The sequence below is a fragment of the Bradyrhizobium sp. SZCCT0231 genome (genome assembly GCF_018130245.1).
GTDB lineage: Bacteria > Pseudomonadota > Alphaproteobacteria > Rhizobiales > Xanthobacteraceae > Bradyrhizobium > Bradyrhizobium japonicum_F.
In genome coordinates this window covers 1,461,582-1,477,990 of the sequence record NZ_JAFCKP010000001.1, presented here as the reverse complement: position 1 = coordinate 1,477,990, position 16,409 = coordinate 1,461,582, and the positions used below count along the sequence as shown (strand labels likewise).

The following is a 16,409-nucleotide window of genomic DNA, read 5'->3' as shown; positions in this document are numbered from 1 at the left end:
CCGTCAAGCGCGGCCGCCGTTTACCGCTCCGTGAGGCTTTTTTGCTACGTGTCGAACAAAAGTAACTGACGGCAGAACCGCCCTGCTGGTGAACGCGTATCCCCTTTGTGAGACTAACGTTTGATTTGGATTATGGATTCGAGGATGAGCAGCGTGAACGGGTCGGGTTCTTCCGCCAAGCCGGCGCGGCTATGGCAGGTCGCCATTTTGACGGCGGCGGGCGCGATCGGCACGACCGGCCAGGCCGACGCAGCGTTTTATTATTGGACGGACTATTCCGACGGGTCCTATTACGCCCGGCAGAATCGGCTTCCCGAAATACCGCGCCAGAAACCGCAAATGCGTGGCGCCGCAAGCAAGAAAGAAAGCGTCGTCGAGAAGGAAGCCGGCACCAAGCCGCAAGGACCGCTCGTCATCGTCGTCTCGATCGACCGGCAGAAAGCGACGGTCTACGACAGCACCGGCGTCTTCGCGGAATCCCCGGTGTCGACGGGCATGAAGGGCCACTCGACGCCGATGGGTGTGTTCAGCGTCATTCAGAAGCACAAATTCCACCACTCCAACATCTATAGCGGCGCGCCGATGCCGTACATGCAGCGGATCACCTGGTCCGGCGTCGCGATGCATGCCGGCGTGCTGCCGGGCTATCCCGCCTCGCATGGCTGCATCCGCATGCCGATGGCGTTCGCGATGAAGATGTGGAACTGGACCAGGATGGGCGCGCGCGTGATCGTGGCGCCCGGCCAGATGTCGCCGCAAAGCTTCTCCCACCCCCTGCTCGCCTCCATGCGCGTGCCGCCGCAGCCCGCGGCGAGCCTCGCGCCGCAGACCAATGTCGCCGACAAGGCCGACAAGGGCGCCGCCGCAACCAAGCCGGTCGAGACGAAGACGGCCAGCGCCGACAGCGTGCTCGATCTGCGCACCTCCGTCGGCCACGCCGTGATGTCGGATGTGACCACCGGCAATGCGCCCGCGCGCGAGGAAGCCGCAGCAGCGGCCGACAAGGCCAAGACGGCCGAGGCATCTGATACGGCCAAGCCCCAGTCGGAAGGCGCGACCAAGCCGGCGAACGACGACAAGCCTGCCGACAAGGTCGAGGCTGTGAAGGCCGAGCCGGCCAAGACGGAGGCGGTGGACTCTGCGAAGACGCCCATTGCACAGGCCACGGCACCGGCGCTCGCCGCCTCGCCCGATGCGAAGAAGGACGAGAACCGCGTTGCCGATCCTGCGCTGGCGGCAAAGCCTGAAGCGCCCAAGCGCGCCGGCCAGATTGCCGTCTTCATCAGCCGCAAGGATTCCAAGCTCTATGTGCGGCAGAATTTTGCGCCGCTGTTCGAGGTGCCCATCACGATCGCCGCGGGCGAGCGACCGCTCGGCACGCATGTCTTCACCGCCGAAGTCGACAAGGCCGATGCCAATGCGCTGCGTTGGTCGGTGGTGTCGCTGCCCGTCTCCGCCCGTTCCGCGGCACGCGAGGACGACGGCCGCGTATCGCGCCGCCAGCGCGGCGCCGCCGTGATCCCCGTCGCCGCAAAACCGGTGGTCGCGCCGGACAGCCCGGCTGAAGCCCTCGACCGCATCTCGGTCCCCACTGAGACCATGGCGAAGATCAACGAGATGCTGACGTCAGGCGGCTCGATCATCGTCTCCGACCAGGGCATCAACCAGGGCGAGACCGGCGAAGGCACCGACTTCATCGTCCGCCTGTACTAGCTCGCACGCAGCGCTCGATAACGCGGTGTTGACGCGTGAGGTGACTGTGGCGGAGTAATCTGCCCTCGGATCATTTCGGGGACGCCGTCATGATGAATCGCAGGACCGTGCTGAGCGTCACTCTTGCAAGTGCACTCGCGCCCGTAGCGCGCGCCCTTGCTGATGGCGGGATGAGCCGGATCTCGGCCTACGCCTTCTCCTTCCCCGCTTTGTCCGGCGACGACATCCGCCTCGCCGCGTTCACCGGCAAACCGCTGCTGGTGGTGAACACCGCCTCGCTCTGTGGCTACACGCCGCAATATGCCGGCTTGCAGGAGATCTGGAGCGAGTTTCGCGAGCGCGGGCTGACCGTGATCGGCGTGCCCTCCAACGATTTCGGTGGCCAGGAGCCCGGCGGTACCAGCGAGATCACGCAGACCGCGCATCACCAATATGGTGTTACCTTCCCGGTTGCGGCCAAGGCCGTCGTGGTCGGAGCAAGAGCGCACCCCTTCTACAAATGGGCCGCCGAGGCCCGACCGAAGGAAGTTCCGCGCTGGAACTTCCACAAATACCTGATCGGCCGCGACGGCTATATCGCCGCGGTCTTTCCCTCCGCAATCGAACCGGCCGACACGCGGATCAAAACGGCCATTGCCAAGGCGCTGGCCGATAGTTGACTCGAGGCGCCCCCATCCGGCTGGGCACAATTGTGGCGGGGCGTCAAACAGCCGTTGCAATGGCGAGGGCCTACCATCTAGGCTAGGATCGTTTGGGGCAGGACGGTTCTTGCCGCAGGCGAAAAGCCGCGGCGGAACAACGGGATCAATCTCGAGGACAACACCATGCGTGTGGCGGCAGGACTGATTTTGGCAAGCGCGATGTCGGTTGCGATGACCGGCGCAGCATGGTCGCAGACACCGGCCGCGAAGCCCGCAGCCGCGGCGCAAGCCGCACCGGCGGCAACGCCAGCGGCTGCAACGCCCGCTGCGGCTCCGGCGCCTGCAGCAGCGGCTGCGGCTCCAGCGGGTTTCGTCAATCCTCCCCCGCCCAAGCAGGCGCCGCAGCCGGCACGCGCGGCCTGCAACACGCCGGGCGCCCTCGGCGTCGCCCGCACCGTCGAGATCGACACCACGGGCGGTCCCGGCTTCGGCTTCGAGCATTTCAAGGAGCTCGACTTCCTGCGCGACCACGAGGTGGTGCTGACCTTCGACGACGGCCCCTGGCCGAAGAACACGCCCGCGGTGCTGAAGGCGCTCGCCGATGAATGCACCACAGGCATCTTCTTCTCGATCGGCAAGCACGCGACCTATGAGCCGGAGATCCTCAAGCAGGTCTACGCCGCCGGCCACACTGTGGGCAGCCACACTTGGTCGCACGCCAACCTGAACAACAAGAAGCTTAACGAAGCGCAACGCAAGGAAGAGATCGAGAAGGGCCTTTCTGCGGTGAAGTGGGCGCTCGGCGGCATCTCGCCCGCGCCGTTCTTCCGCTTCCCGGCACTCCAGCATCCGCCGGAGATGGTCACCTATCTCGGCAACCGCAATGTCGGGATCTTCTCCTGCGACATCGACTCGTTCGACTTCAAGGCCTCCAAACCCGAGAAGGTGGTCGAGACCGTGATGAAGAAGCTCGACACCAAGGGCAAGGGCATCATCCTGATGCACGACTTCCAGAAGCACACTGCGGAGGCCCTGCCCGAGTTGCTCAAGCGGCTGAAGGCCGGCGGCTACAAGGTGGTGGCGATGCGCGCCAAATTCCCGGCCTCGTCGCTGCCGGAATACGACCAGGAGCTGCTCAAGGACGCAAAGCTGCCGACGGTGAGCCAGCGCCCGGTCAATTCCGTGGTGACGACCGTTTCCGAATAGAAGGCCATTGTCTTTCCGCATCGAAGGCTACGTCATCGTGTCAGCGGACGGCATGCTGGCCGACGCCGGTCACGTCATGCCCGACAGCCTGAAGTTCGAAGCCGACAAGCTGTTCTTCGAGCAGGCGCTCGATCGCGCCGCGCTGATCGTGCATGGCCGGCACTCGCACGAGCAGCAACCGAATTCGCCCAAGCGCAAGCGGCTGATCCTGACCCGCAAGATCAAGGACCTCACCGTCGATCCGGAGATGCCGAACGCGACGCTGTGGAATCCGGCGCATGCGAGCTTCGAGGCGGCCTGCGCCTTCGCGGACGTCGCCTCCGGCATGGTCGCCATCATCGGCGGCCCGGTCGTGTTCGACCTGTTCATGGACCGCTACGACACGTTCTGGCTGTCGGAGGCTCCGCAGGTGCGGCTGCCCGGCGGCGAAGGCTGCTTCGTCGGCGTGCCCCAGCAGAGGCCTCACGAGGTGCTGGCTTCGCACGGGATGAAGCCGGGCGCGCCGTACCTCCTCGACGCGGCGCATGAGGTGACCGTGACCCCGTGGCGGCGGGGGTAGCCTGCCGGCAGTGCCGGCGGCGCTCACGCCGGCTTCAACTCAAAACTAGAAAAACAACCCCATGCAAAGTACCGGCAATACCATACCGTTCCGCATCTTACTGGTCTGGCGTGCTAAAATTAGTCCCGCCGCCGGCCGGCGCAAAGCCGGCTAGCATATTTGCCGAGACCCGATAATCAGCCCCGACGGCGGTCGTGGCGCTATAGCCAACGTCCGAGGCGCGGCGTCAATACGAGCCGACGACCGAGACACACCGCATCAATAGACTGAGACAAAAGAGCAAGACTGACCACGGCCAGAATGAGCGACGACTGCACGACGACAGGTCCGACGGACGCTTCCGGATTGAATGACGATGTCGCCCCGATATCGTCCTTGCTACCGGCATTCGGCTTCACCGCCGATCAGATGGAGACGGATGCGAACGTCGCCGCCTGGCGGGAGGCTGTCGCCACGCTGTTCGAGGTCGACGAGCTCGCCGCAGGCGAACCGGGCCCGTTTCGCGCCGACATCAGCTCCTACGCCATGGGGCCGGTGCTGATCGGGCTGAGCCGTGCCAGCGGCCAGCGTTTCCGCCGGACGGCCGAAACCATCGCGCGCAGCGGCGTCGACCACATCATCCTCCAGCTCTATCTGAAGGGTGGCTATGACGGCGTCGCGGGCACCCGGCCGATGCGGGTGCGCGCCGGCGACATCTGCCTGTTCGACCTCGCCCAGACGCTGGAGACCAAGGCGACGGCTTTCGAGAATGTCACGCTGGTCGTGCCGCGCCCGATGTTCGGCACCCACCTCTTGCGGGTCGACGACCTACACGGCCTCGTCCTGCCGGGCAGCAGCGTGATCGCACGACTGCTGGCGGGGCATCTCACCGCGCTCTTCGAATTTGCGCCGCGCATGACGCTCGACGAATGCCAATCGGTGGTCGAGGGCACGGTCTCGCTGCTGGCCGCCTGCCTGCGCAACGAAATCGAACGTGGCGACGCTGATGCCGACCATACCGTCGCTGCGAGTCCGTCCCTGATGCGGATTCGTCAATATATCGAGGCTGGCCTTGCCAGCGAGGATCTGTCGGCCAATTCGATCGCGGCCCGTTTCGGCCTGTCGCGGGCCTCGCTGTACCGGCTGTTCGCGCCGGTCGGCGGCATCGCCGACTACATCCGCAGCCGCCGGCTGCACCGCGCCTTCTTCGATCTCGCCAATTCGGGCGCGCGTGGTCCGCGGATCAGCGAGGTCGCGCGGCGCTGGCGGCTCGGGACCGACGCGCATTTCACGCGCTCGTTCAAGGCAGCCTATGGCATCACGCCCCGCGCCGCGCGCGAGGCCGCATTGCTCGGCCTGCGGCGCGGCAGCGATGGAGTGAGCAGCGCGACGATTTCCCGCTGGATGCGCGAGATCGCGCCCCCGAGAGCGGATTGACCGCTACACGTCGCCGTAGGCCGCCTCGGCCGGGCGCGTGGTGCGGCCATAGCCGATGATCATGCAGAGCGCGCCGATGATCGACAGGTTCTTGAGCGCGTCGACCAGCATCTTGGCGTTGTCGGGAGCCGCCATGTTCCAGAAATCGTAGAACAGGACGGTCGCGACGGCGACGTAGATGATCAGCAGCATCGCGAAGAAGCGCGCGCCGAAATTCAGCGCAATCATCAGCCCTGCGATGATCTCGAGCCCGCCGACCGCGATCGCCAAGAGCTGCGGCGTGGTCATGGCCGCCGCCGTCTCGACCTGCTTGGCGTAGGGCGCGATGACGTCAGGCACCACGACCCTGGTGGCGATGAAGTCGGCGGTCGCCTGGATGGCAAAGAGCTTGGTCGCGCCCGTGTAGATGAACAGCACGGCGAACAGGATTCGCCCGAAAGTCACGAACGCTGGCATGATCGGCCTCTTGGCTCAGGCTTTTAGAATTCGGCGTCTTGACGCGAGGACCGGACAATTATGAAGAGTCGTGCGACGGTTTACAAACGGGGAAATGGCGAAAACTGTTTTGAAAAGATTGAAGTGCGGATGCGCGGGAGGTCTGCTCCCTCGCCCCACTCTTGGTGTGAATGATGCTTCGGCGTCGGGACTGGGCTCCCTCTCCCGCTTGCGGGGTGGGGGTGTCTCCGCGGCGGGATTGTCGAGAAATGCGGAGGCTGTCCCTGGGTGGCAAGAGCCCTCACCCGCCGCGCTCTGCGAGCGCGTCGGCCTCTCCCGCAAGCGGGAGAGGCGAAGAGCCCGACCCCTTACGTAAACAACGTCGGCTGCTGCCGCGAGGCGCGCTCCTGCGCTTCGACGACGGCCACGGCCGTCATGTTGAGGATGCCGCGCGCCGTCACCGACGGGGTGAGGATGTGCGCGGGACGCGCCGGGCCGACCAGAATCGGGCCGACGGGCAGCGCGTCCGCCAGCGACTTGATCATCTGATAGGCGACGTTGGCGGTATCCAGGCTCGGCATGATCATGATGTTGGCCTCGCCCTCGAGCTTGGAGTGCGGCAGCACCAACTTTCGCGCAGCAGCCGAAAGTGCCGTATCGCCCTGCATCTCGCCGTCCGCCTCGATCTCCGGATGCTTCTCCTTGAGCAGCTGCGTCGCCCGCCGCATCTTGCGCGAGGACTCGGTATCGTAGCTGCCGAAATCCGAGTGCGAGACGAAGGCGATCTTCGGCTTGATGTTGAAGCGCTGCACGTGGACGGCGGCGAGCGAAGCGATCTCGGCAAGCTCCTCCGCGCTCGGGTTGGGCCGAACTTGGGTGTCGGCGATGAAGAAGGCGCCCTTGCTGGTAATCAGCAGCGCCAGCGCCGCGTAGTCGCTGATCCCCGGCGAGAAGCCGACGATCTCGCGGACATGGCGCAGATGACTCATGTAGCGGCCCTCGACGCCGCAGAGCATGGCGTCCGCTTCGCCGCGCGTCACCGCAAGCGCCGCGATCACCGTGTTGTTGGTGCGTACCACCGTGCGCGCGGCGTCCGGCGTCACGCCGCGGCGGCCGGCGACCTCGACATAGGACTGCACGTAGGAGCGGTAGCGCGGATCGTCCTCGGGATTGACCAGGTCGAAATCCTTGCCGGCCCGGATCGACAGACCGCAGCGCTTGATGCGTGCCTCGACCACGGAGGGACGGCCGACCAGGATCGGCCGCGCCAGCTTCTCCTCCAGCACGACCTGCGTCGCGCGCAGCACGCGCTCGTCCTCGCCTTCGGCATAGATCACGCGGACCGGCTGGGTCTTGGCCTTGACGAACATCGGCTTCATGACGAGGCCGGAGCGGAAGGCGAAGCGCTCGAGCAGCGCGCGATACTCGTCGAAATTGGTAATGGGGCGCGTCGCGACACCGGACTCCATCGCCGCCTTCGCCACTGCCGGCGCAATGCGTAAGATAAGCCGAGGATCAAACGGACTCGGGATCAGCGAGCCCGGGCCGAAGCCGCCCGCCTCGCCGGTGTCGAGGCTGCCCTGGGAGACCGCATCCGACGGCGCCTCGCGCGCGAGCTGCGCGATGGCCTCGACCGCGGCGTGCTTCATCTCCTCGTTGATCGCGGTGGCACCGACGTCGAGGGCGCCGCGGAAGATGAAGGGAAAGCAGAGGACGTTGTTGACCTGGTTCGGATAGTCGGAGCGGCCGGTGCAGATCATGGCATCGGGGCGCGCCTTTCGCGCCTCTTCCGGCATGATCTCCGGCACGGGATTGGCGAGCGCCATGATCAGGGGCTTGTCGCCCATCGCCTTGGCCATATCCGGCTTGAGCACGCCGGGTGCCGAGAGCCCGATGAAGATATCGGCGCCGCCGATGACGTCGGCAAGCGTGCGCTTGTCGGTCTTCTGCGCATAGACCGCCTTCCAGCGGTCCATCGAGGTGTTGCGCCCCTCATGCACGAGACCGTCGATGTCGCAGACCCAGATGTTCTTGCGCTGCGCGCCCATCGAGACGAGCAAGTTCAGCGTTGCGAGCGCAGCGGCCCCTGCCCCCGAGGCCACGATCTTGACGTCGGACAGCTTCTTGCCGTTGAGCCTGAGGCCATTGCTGATGGCGGCGGCAACGATGATGGCGGTGCCGTGCTGGTCGTCATGGAAGACCGGGATCTTCATGCGCTCCTTCAAGCGCGTCTCGATCTCGAAGCATTCCGGTCCGCGGATGTCTTCCAGATTGATGCCGCCGAAGGTCGGCTCGAGTGCCGCCACCGTCTCGACCACGCGATCGATGGTGTCGGCGGCGATCTCGATGTCGAACACGTCGATACCGGCGAATTTCTTGAACAGGACCGCCTTGCCTTCCATCACCGGCTTGGAGGCCAGCGGGCCGATATTGCCGAGGCCGAGCACCGCGGTGCCGTTGGAGACCACCGCGACCAGATTGGCGCGCGTGGTGAGCGTGGCCGCCTCGGCCGGGTTCTTGGCGATCTCGGTGCAAGCCGCGGCAACGCCCGGAGAATAGGCCAGCGCGAGGTCGCGCTGGTTGGCAAGCGGCTTGCTTGCCTGGATCTCGAGCTTTCCGGGGCGCGGCAGACGATGGTAGGCCAGCGCCGCCTGGTGGAGATCATCAGAATAGGACGACATGCGGTGTCTCGCCTCGCGTTACCGGCCTCAAAATGCATCGTCCGGAGCTGCCGCCCAAGCGGAACGGTATTTCCGGGTCATGGAAACGGGATGAAGCACGCCGGGTGCCTCGGTGGCAACATCCGATTGCGTCCCCATCAACAGGGCGCGCGGTCAAACATTTGAAAACCATAGCTTTCCCTGGACCGCGCGGCGTTTCGCGAATATGGCAGGTTGCGCGGCGCAAAACGAGCAACTGGAGCTGGGGAATGAAGCGAATCCTGATCGGCCTGATCGTGGCAGCCGTGCTCGGCGCGGGCGGATGGTTTGGCTTCAATCTCTACGTCCAGCATCGCGCTACCGCCGAGGTCGAGGCGGCTTTCGAGCAGATCCGAAAGCAAGGCGGCAAGGCGAGCCATGGCAAGGTCGGATTCGAGTTCGCGACCCGGACGCTGACGATCGAGAACATCAATGTCGAGCCTGCCCAGCCGGAGCTAGCCAACGTCAAGATCGCAAAGGTCACGGCCGTCGGTGTACGGCAGGCAGATGAAGCCCATTTCTCGGCCGACAGCATTGAGGTTTCAGGGGTCGAGGTCGCCTTCACGTACACCGAGCGAGCGAAGCTGAAAGCGAACTACAAGATCCCGCAGATCGCCGCTCGCGACTTTTCCGGTCCCACCCGTGCAGCCAGCGCTACGCTGTCCGGCTCGATCATCGACATGTACCGCTTTATGCTCGCGCAATACGCAACTGTCTCGGCGTCCTCGATCGTGGTGCCGACCGTCGCGGTGACCGTCGATGCGGGCCCCGGCAATGCCGGCAGCGGAGATTTCGTCTATTCCGGACTTGCGGTCCAGAACATCAATCGCGGCAAGATCGAAACGGCGAAGACGGACCGCATCACCTATACGCTCGACATGACACAGCCGGGCAAGCCCGCGAAAATGACCGGCGAGCTGTCCGGTCTGGCCGCCTACGATTTCGACGCAAGCGCCGTGACGGCCGCGCTCGATCCGCAAGGGTCGAGCGACGACGGTTTCCACAGGGTCTATCGACGCATCTCGGCCAATTCGTACGCGGTGACGATGGCGCCGGGCGTTCGTGTACAAATCGACAATGTCGCCATCGACGACATCGCGATCCGGCCTTCGAAATTCCGCCTGGCCGAAATCATGACGTTAATGCCGGCTGACGGCTCGATCCCGACGCCGGCGCAGTCGCGCGATATGATCGAGAAGGTGGCCGACTTGTTCGACGGGTTTCGGATTGGCAAGGCCGAAATCGGCAAACAAACGGTCGAGACGCCGCAAGGAACGGCACGGCTCAATGCCGTCAAGTACGATCAGAACGAATTCGCGCTGGAAGGCCTCGATGCGCCGACGCCTCGGGGGCAGATCAAGGTGGAGCGCTTTGCGCTCAGGTCGTTCAGGATGGCGAACCTGCTGCGCTGGACGGCGAGCCTCGCAAATCCCGGTCAACCACCCTCGCTCGATCGAATGCTTGGCCTATTCAGCGTGCTCGATGGCGCCGAGGTCAAGGGCGTGGTGGCGCCCTACAAGACCACGAAGAAGCTGGTCACGATCGACACGCTGAGCGTGGACTGGGGACAGCTGATCGGCTCGATCCCGAGCAAGGCACGCGTCGTCGCGAAACTGGTCACGCCGATCGATCCATCCGATCCGAGGCAGCTTCCATTGATCGCCGCCGGGATCGACAACCTCGCGATCGACCTCGACCTCGGCGCGGGGTGGACCGAGCAGTCCAACAGCCTGGTTCTGGAGCCAGCGACCCTCGATGTCGGAGGGATCGCGCGAGCGCAATTGCGCGTCGCGCTCGGCAACGTGCCGCGCGAGGTGTTTTCCGCTGATCCAGCACAGCTCATGAGTCAGTCCGCTCGAATTGAGGCTGGCACCATCGAGCTCTCAGTGCGCGACAAAGGCTTCGTCGATTCCGCGGTGGCGCAGAATGCACGGGGACGAAACGTCAGCCGCGACGCGGCGCGCCAGACGCTCGTCGACAGCGTGAGGGCGCAGCGCGCGGAAGTCGCTGCCGCAAATCCCGAGGCGGGCACGGCCGTGGATGCGATCGCAAGCTTCGTCGAGACGCCGGGCCAGACGCTCGTCATCAAGGTCACGCCGCGCGCCAAGGCCCCACTGATGCAATTGATCCAGCTTCTGCAAACCGACCCGGAGAGCGCGCTGGCGCAGTTCCGGATCGAGGCATCGACGGGGCTGTAGGGAAGAGACGGTCTCGTGTCCCGGACGCGCTGCAGCGTGTAACGCTGCTGCGCAGAGCCGGAACCCAGAAAGCCGTTGTTCGCCGCGACATGGGCCCCGGCTCGGCAGCGCATCACTCGCGTGCTGCGCTGCGTCCGGGGCACGAGACTAGAAACCGCCAAACTCACTTCTGCGGCAGGTTCACCCGCACATGCAGCTCGCGGAGCTGTTTTGTGGTGGCTTCCGACGGGGCGCCCATCAGGAGGTCCATGGCCTGCTGGTTCATCGGGAACAGCGATATCTCGCGCAGGTTCGTGGTGCCGCAGAGCAGCATCACGATGCGATCGACGCCGGCCGCCATGCCGCCATGCGGCGGGGCGCCGTACTGGAAGGCGCGGTACATGCCGCCGAAGCGCTCGACCACTTCCTGCTCGCCGTAACCTGCGATCTCGAACGCCTTCACCATGGCTTCCGGCACATGGTTGCGGATGCCGCCCGAGGCGATCTCGTAGCCGTTGCAGGTGATGTCGTACTGGAACGCCTTGATGGTCAGCGGATCCTGGCCCTTCAGCGCCTCCAGGCCGCCTTGCGGCATCGAGAACGGGTTGTGCGAGAAGTCGACCTTCTTGTCGTCCTCGTTGTACTCGTACATCGGGAAATCGACGATCCAGGCGAGCTCAAACCGCTCCTTGTCGGTGAGGTTCAGCTCCTCGCCGACCTTGTTGCGGGCGAGACCTGAGAACTTCCAGAACTTGTCGGGATCGCCGGCGACGAAGAAGGCGGCATCGCCTTCCTTGACGCCGAGCTGCGCGCGGATCGCCGCAGTGCGCTCAGGCCCGATGTTGTTCGCGAGGGGACCTGCGCCCTCGCCGCCCTCGCGCCACATGATGTAGCCGAGGCCGGGCTGGCCCTCGCCCTGCGCCCACGAGTTCATGCGGTCGCAGAACGCGCGGCTGCCGCCACCGGTCGCCGGGATCGCCCAGACCTGGTTCTTGGGATCCTCGAGCATGCGCGCGAACACCTTGAAGCCGGAGCCGCGGAAGTGCTCGGAGACGTCCTGCATCTCGATGGGGTTGCGCAAATCAGGCTTGTCGCTGCCGTATTTGCGCAGCGCCTCCGCGAACGGAATCCGGCGCCAGTTCTTGCTCACCGGCTTGCCCTTGGCGAATTCTTCAAAGACGCCCGTGATCACCGGCTCCATGGCCGCAAAGACGTCTTCCTGCGTGACAAAACTCATCTCGACGTCGAGCTGGTAGAACTCGCCGGGCAGACGGTCGGCGCGCGGGTCCTCGTCGCGGAAGCAGGGCGCGATCTGGAAGTAGCGGTCGAAGCCCGACATCATCAGCAGCTGCTTGTATTGCTGCGGCGCCTGCGGCAGCGCGTAGAACTTGCCGGGATGAATGCGCGAGGGCACCAGGAAGTCGCGCGCGCCTTCCGGCGAGGACGCGGTCAGGATCGGGGTATTGAACTCGAAGAAGCCCTGCCCCTCCATGCGCCGGCGCATCGACTTGATGATCTCGACGCGCGTCATGATGTTCTGGTGCAGTTTTTCGCGCCGCAGGTCCAGGAAGCGATATTTGAGCCTGATGTCCTCGGGATATTCCTGGTCGCCGAACACAGGCAGCGGCAGGTCGCCGGCCGGGCCCAGCACCTCGATCTCGCTGACATAGATCTCGACCTTGCCGGTCGGCAAATCGTCATTGTCGGTGCCCTCGGGGCGGCGGCGGACCTTGCCATCCATCTTGACCACGAATTCCGAGCGCAGCTTTTCGGCCAGCGAGAACGCCGGCGAGTCCGGGTCGACCACGCACTGGGTCAGGCCGTAATGGTCGCGCAGGTCGATGAACAGCACGCCGCCATGGTCGCGAACGCGATGGACCCAGCCCGAGAGGCGGATGGTCTCGCCGATGTTGCTCTCGCGGAGCGCGCCGCATGTATGTGACCGGTAGCGATGCATGGTCGTCCCAAAATCAATGTCGGAGGAAGCGAATCGGACGGCCTATCACGGCCGGTCCGAAGTTGCGGCAGGGTTTACCCGACGAGGCCCAAAGCAGCAACCCGAGGCGGCAACCAAGGGAACGGCCTGTTTTAGGCTGGAAGCGCCCATTTTTGGCTTATCAGGGCGGGAGCCTTTGCCGATGGCCGTTCCAGCCCTATCTTGAGGCCATGACGGTGCATTTCCCCTTCCAGAACTCCTATTCGGCGCTGCCGGACAGCTTCTTTGCCCGCGTCGCGCCCACACCAGTGGCCGCGCCCCGGCTGATCAAGCTGAACCGGCCGCTGGCGATCCAGCTCGGGCTCGATCCGGACCTCCTGGAGACCCCGGAGGGCGCCGAGATCCTGGCCGGCAAGACGGTTCCCGCGGGGGCAGATCCCATCGCCATGGCCTATGCCGGCCACCAGTTCGGGCAGTTTGTTCCCCAGCTCGGCGACGGCCGCGCCATCCTGCTCGGCGAGGTCATCGACAAAGACGGCGTCCGCCGCGACATCCAGCTCAAGGGATCTGGCCCCACCCCGTTCTCCCGCCGCGGCGACGGCCGCGCCGCGCTGGGGCCGGTCTTGCGCGAATACATCGTCAGCGAAGCCATGTATGCGCTGGGCATCCCGACCACGCGCTCGCTCGCTGCGGTCGTCACCGGCGAGCATGTCATCCGCGAGACCGCCCTGCCGGGCGCGGTGCTGACCCGCATCGCCTCGAGCCACATCCGCGTCGGCACCTTCCAGTTCTTCGCCGTCCGCCGCGACACCGAGGCGATCCGCCGGCTCGCCGACCACGTCATCGCGCGCCACTATCCGGAGCTGCTCTATGCGGAGCGGCCCTATCACGCCCTGCTCGCCGCCGTCGTCGCACGCCAGGCCGAGCTCATCGCGCGCTGGCTGCTGGTCGGCTTCATCCACGGCGTGATGAACACCGACAACAGCTCCATCTCGGGCGAGACCATCGATTACGGCCCGTGTGCTTTCATGGACGCCTACAATCCCGCGCAGGTGTTTTCGTCAATCGACGAGATGGGCCGCTATGCCTATGCCAACCAGCCGCGCATCGGCTTGTGGAATCTGACGCGCCTTGCCGAATGCCTGCTGCCGCTGTTCTCGGACGAGCAGGAGAAGGCGGTCGCGGAAGCCCAGGACATTCTCGGCGCCTTCTCCGACACGTTCAGCGCCGCCTATCAGGCCGGCCTGCGCAAGAAGGTCGGCCTGTTCACGGAGCGCGACGGCGACGAGGCGCTGATCCAGGACCTGCTCGACGCCATGGCCAAGAACCAGGCCGACTTCACCCTCACCTTCCGCAAGCTGGGCGACGCTGCGGCCGATGACGCTGCCGACGTGCGCGCCCAGTTCATGGAGCCCGCAGCGTTCGACGAGTGGGCCAAGCGCTGGCGCGCGCGCATCGCGCTGGAGCAGCAAGGCGCGGCCGAGCGGCGGGCCGCCATGCACGCCGTCAATCCGATCTTCATCCCGCGCAACCACCGCGTCGAGGCCGTGATCCAGGCCGCCGTCAACGACGACAATTACGCGCCGTTCGAGGAGCTGGTGAAGGTGCTGGCAAAACCGTTCGAGGACCAGCCGGACTACGCCGCCTACGCCGATCCACCGCTGCCCGACCAGCGGGTGCTGCAGACGTTCTGCGGGACGTAGCGAAAAGCTTCAAAGGGGCCGTCGTGATCACGCAACTCCCAGACGACTTTCGGTTCGGCGGCCCCGAAATGCAGCTCTGCACCCTCGCAATTCGGATCGCGGACCTCGCCGAACGCTTCGGCTTTACGTTGATCCACTACGACGACGACGGCCTCGGTCGGGCCGCCTCGATGTTCGTAAGGCTGGAATCCGGGCGGGCCCTTCTTCTGACCGAGCACGCGCATGCAGTCGAGCACCTGGGTTCAAAGGGCCCTGTGGTTGAGGTTGATGCGCGGGATATCGCGGAGATCGATGTCGAACCGTTTGTCGACGAAGTACTGGAAGCTTTCCAGCTGTCCCGCGCGGATGTTGACTGGATCGCCCCGATCGACAAAGCCCGTGCGCTCGATTGGATCCGACATTGGGCCGACTATTTCGCGAAGCGAGATCAAGCCGGCAACGCAGAGCGGCTGAAATGAATGGTCCGCTCACCAACGACGAGATCGAGGCGATCAAAGCGCGATGCGAACAGGCTACCGCCGGTCCGTGGAAATCCTTCATCGAGAAGCGCGATAAAATCAGCGGTCCAGACTTTATACAAACCGAAGGCGAAGACATCTACCTCACCGGCGCGACACTCGCCGACCAAGAATTCATCGCCCACGCGCGACAGGATATTCCAAGACTGATCGCCGAGATCGAGCGCTTGCGCACGGTCAATCGTTAGCCCCCCTACTTCGTCGCCTTCCTCACGCCGCCGAACGATGCCACGTCGAACTTCTCGGGATCGACGGTCTCGTAGCGTGACCACTCCATGTCCGGCATCTTGCCGTAGCGCTCGGCCCACACCTTGTCCGTCGTCGTGTTGCCGGGCGCGACGGGGCGAAGCTCGAAATGCAGCACCTTGTTTGGGCCGATCTCGCCGATCGTATCCTTCGCCTTGACGGTCGCGCCCACCGCGAGCGGCTCGCCCTTCGGCCCAATGATGCGGCCGAGCTGGACGTAGCGGGTGTAGACGATGCCGCCATTGGGATAGGTATGCTTGAGCACGACATAGCGGCCGCAGCCGCCGATCCCGGGCAAATCGGCCGGCGCCTGCTCGCTGGTCTCGATCTTGACGACGACGCCGTCCGCCATCGCCGCCACCGGGGCGCCCGGCTTGTCGGCGGCGAAATCGACGCCGGGATGCTCGTCCTGGGTCCAGCATCCGCAGGACGTCATCGCCCTGTCCGCCGGCTTGTCGGCGCGCGGAAAGCTGCGCGGGGTCAGGAATTCGTTGACCAGCAGTCCCGACTCTTGCGGCGTGGTGTAGACGTGGATCGCATAGAGCGACAGCTTGCTCCCGATGGGCACTTCATTCGGGAGAAAGCCGCTGACGACATCCTGAATGTAGACATCGAGCTCCCGCCCCTTGGCCGACCGCACGCGGATACAACTCGAGACCTGCAAAGCATCAATATCTTGTTTGGATATGCCGCCCATGAGCATGGATTGCTTGAGCGCAAAAACCTCGCAAGGCTTACCGTAAGAGGCGAGCGTGACGTCGAGCTTCAGCGGAAGCATGGGAACGACGTCGAGGCCGCTTGCGGGCCGCCGCCGCGCCAGGAATTCATCGAGATCGGTCTCCTTGTAGCGGGCGAAGTTGAACTCGGCGGCGGTCGCACGCGGGACGGTGCTCAGCACGGCAAGCAGGACGGAGACAGCAAGCAATCCCAGCTTGCGGAAGACACGCGGCGGCATTCGGGAAACTCGTGATGCAATGAGGCTTGGACCCAGCAAACCATGACCGCATCTTCACGGCAAGGTAGCCCCTCCACTGCAGCGCAATCGTGAGGCGCCGTCCCCGTCGCATCTGCCCTCGGAGGCGTGTCCACATCTTCAGCACGCCACTGGAACCGCTGTCATCAAACTGAAACATACGCGCTCTAACCGCCTGTCAGGGTCG

The 16,409-nt window shown here is 64.9% G+C and carries 13 protein-coding genes; 9 read left to right on the top strand and 4 right to left on the bottom strand.

Features of this window, described 5'->3' with window-relative positions; all coding sequences use genetic code 11:
* Nucleotides 1–144 precede the first annotated feature (144 nt).
* The 5 genes from JQ566_RS06710 (at nt 145) to JQ566_RS06690 (ending at nt 5,535) form a co-directional block, all read left to right on the top strand.
* Nucleotides 145–1,713, top strand: coding sequence for a L,D-transpeptidase (locus JQ566_RS06710; RefSeq protein WP_212371175.1), 1,569 nt, complete (start codon nt 145–147; stop codon nt 1,711–1,713).
* Nucleotides 1,714–1,802: 89 nt separating this feature from the next.
* A complete protein-coding gene (locus JQ566_RS06705; RefSeq protein WP_212371173.1) occupies nt 1,803–2,372 on the top strand; it encodes a glutathione peroxidase in 570 nt (189 codons plus the stop codon).
* 165 nt (nt 2,373–2,537) lie between these two features.
* Complete coding sequence (locus JQ566_RS06700) at nt 2,538–3,560, top strand: polysaccharide deacetylase family protein (protein WP_212371172.1); 1,023 nt, start codon at nt 2,538–2,540, stop codon at nt 3,558–3,560.
* Nucleotides 3,561–3,567: 7 nt separating this feature from the next.
* Nucleotides 3,568–4,119, top strand: a complete 552-nt coding sequence (locus tag JQ566_RS06695) for a dihydrofolate reductase family protein (RefSeq protein ID WP_212371170.1) — start codon at nt 3,568–3,570, stop codon at nt 4,117–4,119.
* Between the two features lie 300 nt (nt 4,120–4,419).
* Nucleotides 4,420–5,535, top strand: coding sequence for a helix-turn-helix domain-containing protein (locus tag JQ566_RS06690; RefSeq protein WP_212371168.1), 1,116 nt, complete (start codon nt 4,420–4,422; stop codon nt 5,533–5,535).
* A 3-nt stretch (nt 5,536–5,538) separates the two neighbouring features.
* On the opposite strand, the gene JQ566_RS06685 is transcribed toward JQ566_RS06690, so the two are convergent.
* On the bottom strand, nt 5,539–5,991 hold the full coding sequence (locus tag JQ566_RS06685; protein ID WP_212371166.1) for a DoxX family protein: 453 nt from the start codon (nt 5,989–5,991) through the stop codon (nt 5,539–5,541).
* 347 nt (nt 5,992–6,338) lie between these two features.
* Nucleotides 6,339–8,651, bottom strand: a complete 2,313-nt coding sequence (locus JQ566_RS06680) for an NADP-dependent malic enzyme (RefSeq protein WP_212371165.1) — start codon at nt 8,649–8,651, stop codon at nt 6,339–6,341.
* Between the two features lie 248 nt (nt 8,652–8,899).
* On the opposite strand from JQ566_RS06680, the gene JQ566_RS06675 reads away from it, so the two are divergent.
* The gene (locus JQ566_RS06675) at nt 8,900–10,867 is read left to right on the top strand and encodes a hypothetical protein (RefSeq protein ID WP_212371163.1); all 1,968 of its coding nucleotides are present in this window, start codon (nt 8,900–8,902) and stop codon (nt 10,865–10,867) included.
* A gap of 163 nt (nt 10,868–11,030) precedes the next feature.
* Here the strand turns inward: JQ566_RS06675 and aspS are convergent, their stop codons facing one another.
* Nucleotides 11,031–12,803 carry an aspartate--tRNA ligase gene (gene aspS / locus JQ566_RS06670; RefSeq protein ID WP_212371161.1) on the bottom strand — a complete coding sequence of 591 codons (1,773 nt, stop codon included), beginning with the start codon at nt 12,801–12,803 and terminating at the stop codon, nt 11,031–11,033.
* Nucleotides 12,804–13,012: 209 nt separating this feature from the next.
* On the opposite strand from aspS, the gene JQ566_RS06665 reads away from it, so the two are divergent.
* Genes JQ566_RS06665 through JQ566_RS06655 form a run of 3 tightly spaced genes read left to right on the top strand, consistent with a single transcriptional unit; the run spans nt 13,013 to nt 15,191 of the window.
* Nucleotides 13,013–14,485, top strand: coding sequence for a protein adenylyltransferase SelO (locus tag JQ566_RS06665; RefSeq protein ID WP_212371159.1), 1,473 nt, complete (start codon nt 13,013–13,015; stop codon nt 14,483–14,485).
* A 23-nt stretch (nt 14,486–14,508) separates the two neighbouring features.
* The gene (locus tag JQ566_RS06660; RefSeq protein WP_212371156.1) at nt 14,509–14,943 is read left to right on the top strand and encodes a hypothetical protein; all 435 of its coding nucleotides are present in this window, start codon (nt 14,509–14,511) and stop codon (nt 14,941–14,943) included.
* Nucleotides 14,940–15,191: a hypothetical protein gene (locus JQ566_RS06655; RefSeq protein ID WP_212371155.1), complete on the top strand. Its 252-nt coding sequence runs from the start codon at nt 14,940–14,942 to the stop codon at nt 15,189–15,191. The genes JQ566_RS06660 and JQ566_RS06655 overlap by 4 nt, the downstream gene beginning before the upstream one ends.
* 5 nt (nt 15,192–15,196) lie before the next feature.
* Here JQ566_RS06655 and JQ566_RS06650 read toward each other — a convergent pair whose 3' ends face one another.
* Nucleotides 15,197–16,204, bottom strand: coding sequence for a M23 family metallopeptidase (locus JQ566_RS06650; protein ID WP_212371153.1), 1,008 nt, complete (start codon nt 16,202–16,204; stop codon nt 15,197–15,199).
* Between the last annotated feature and the right edge of the window lie 205 nt (nt 16,205–16,409).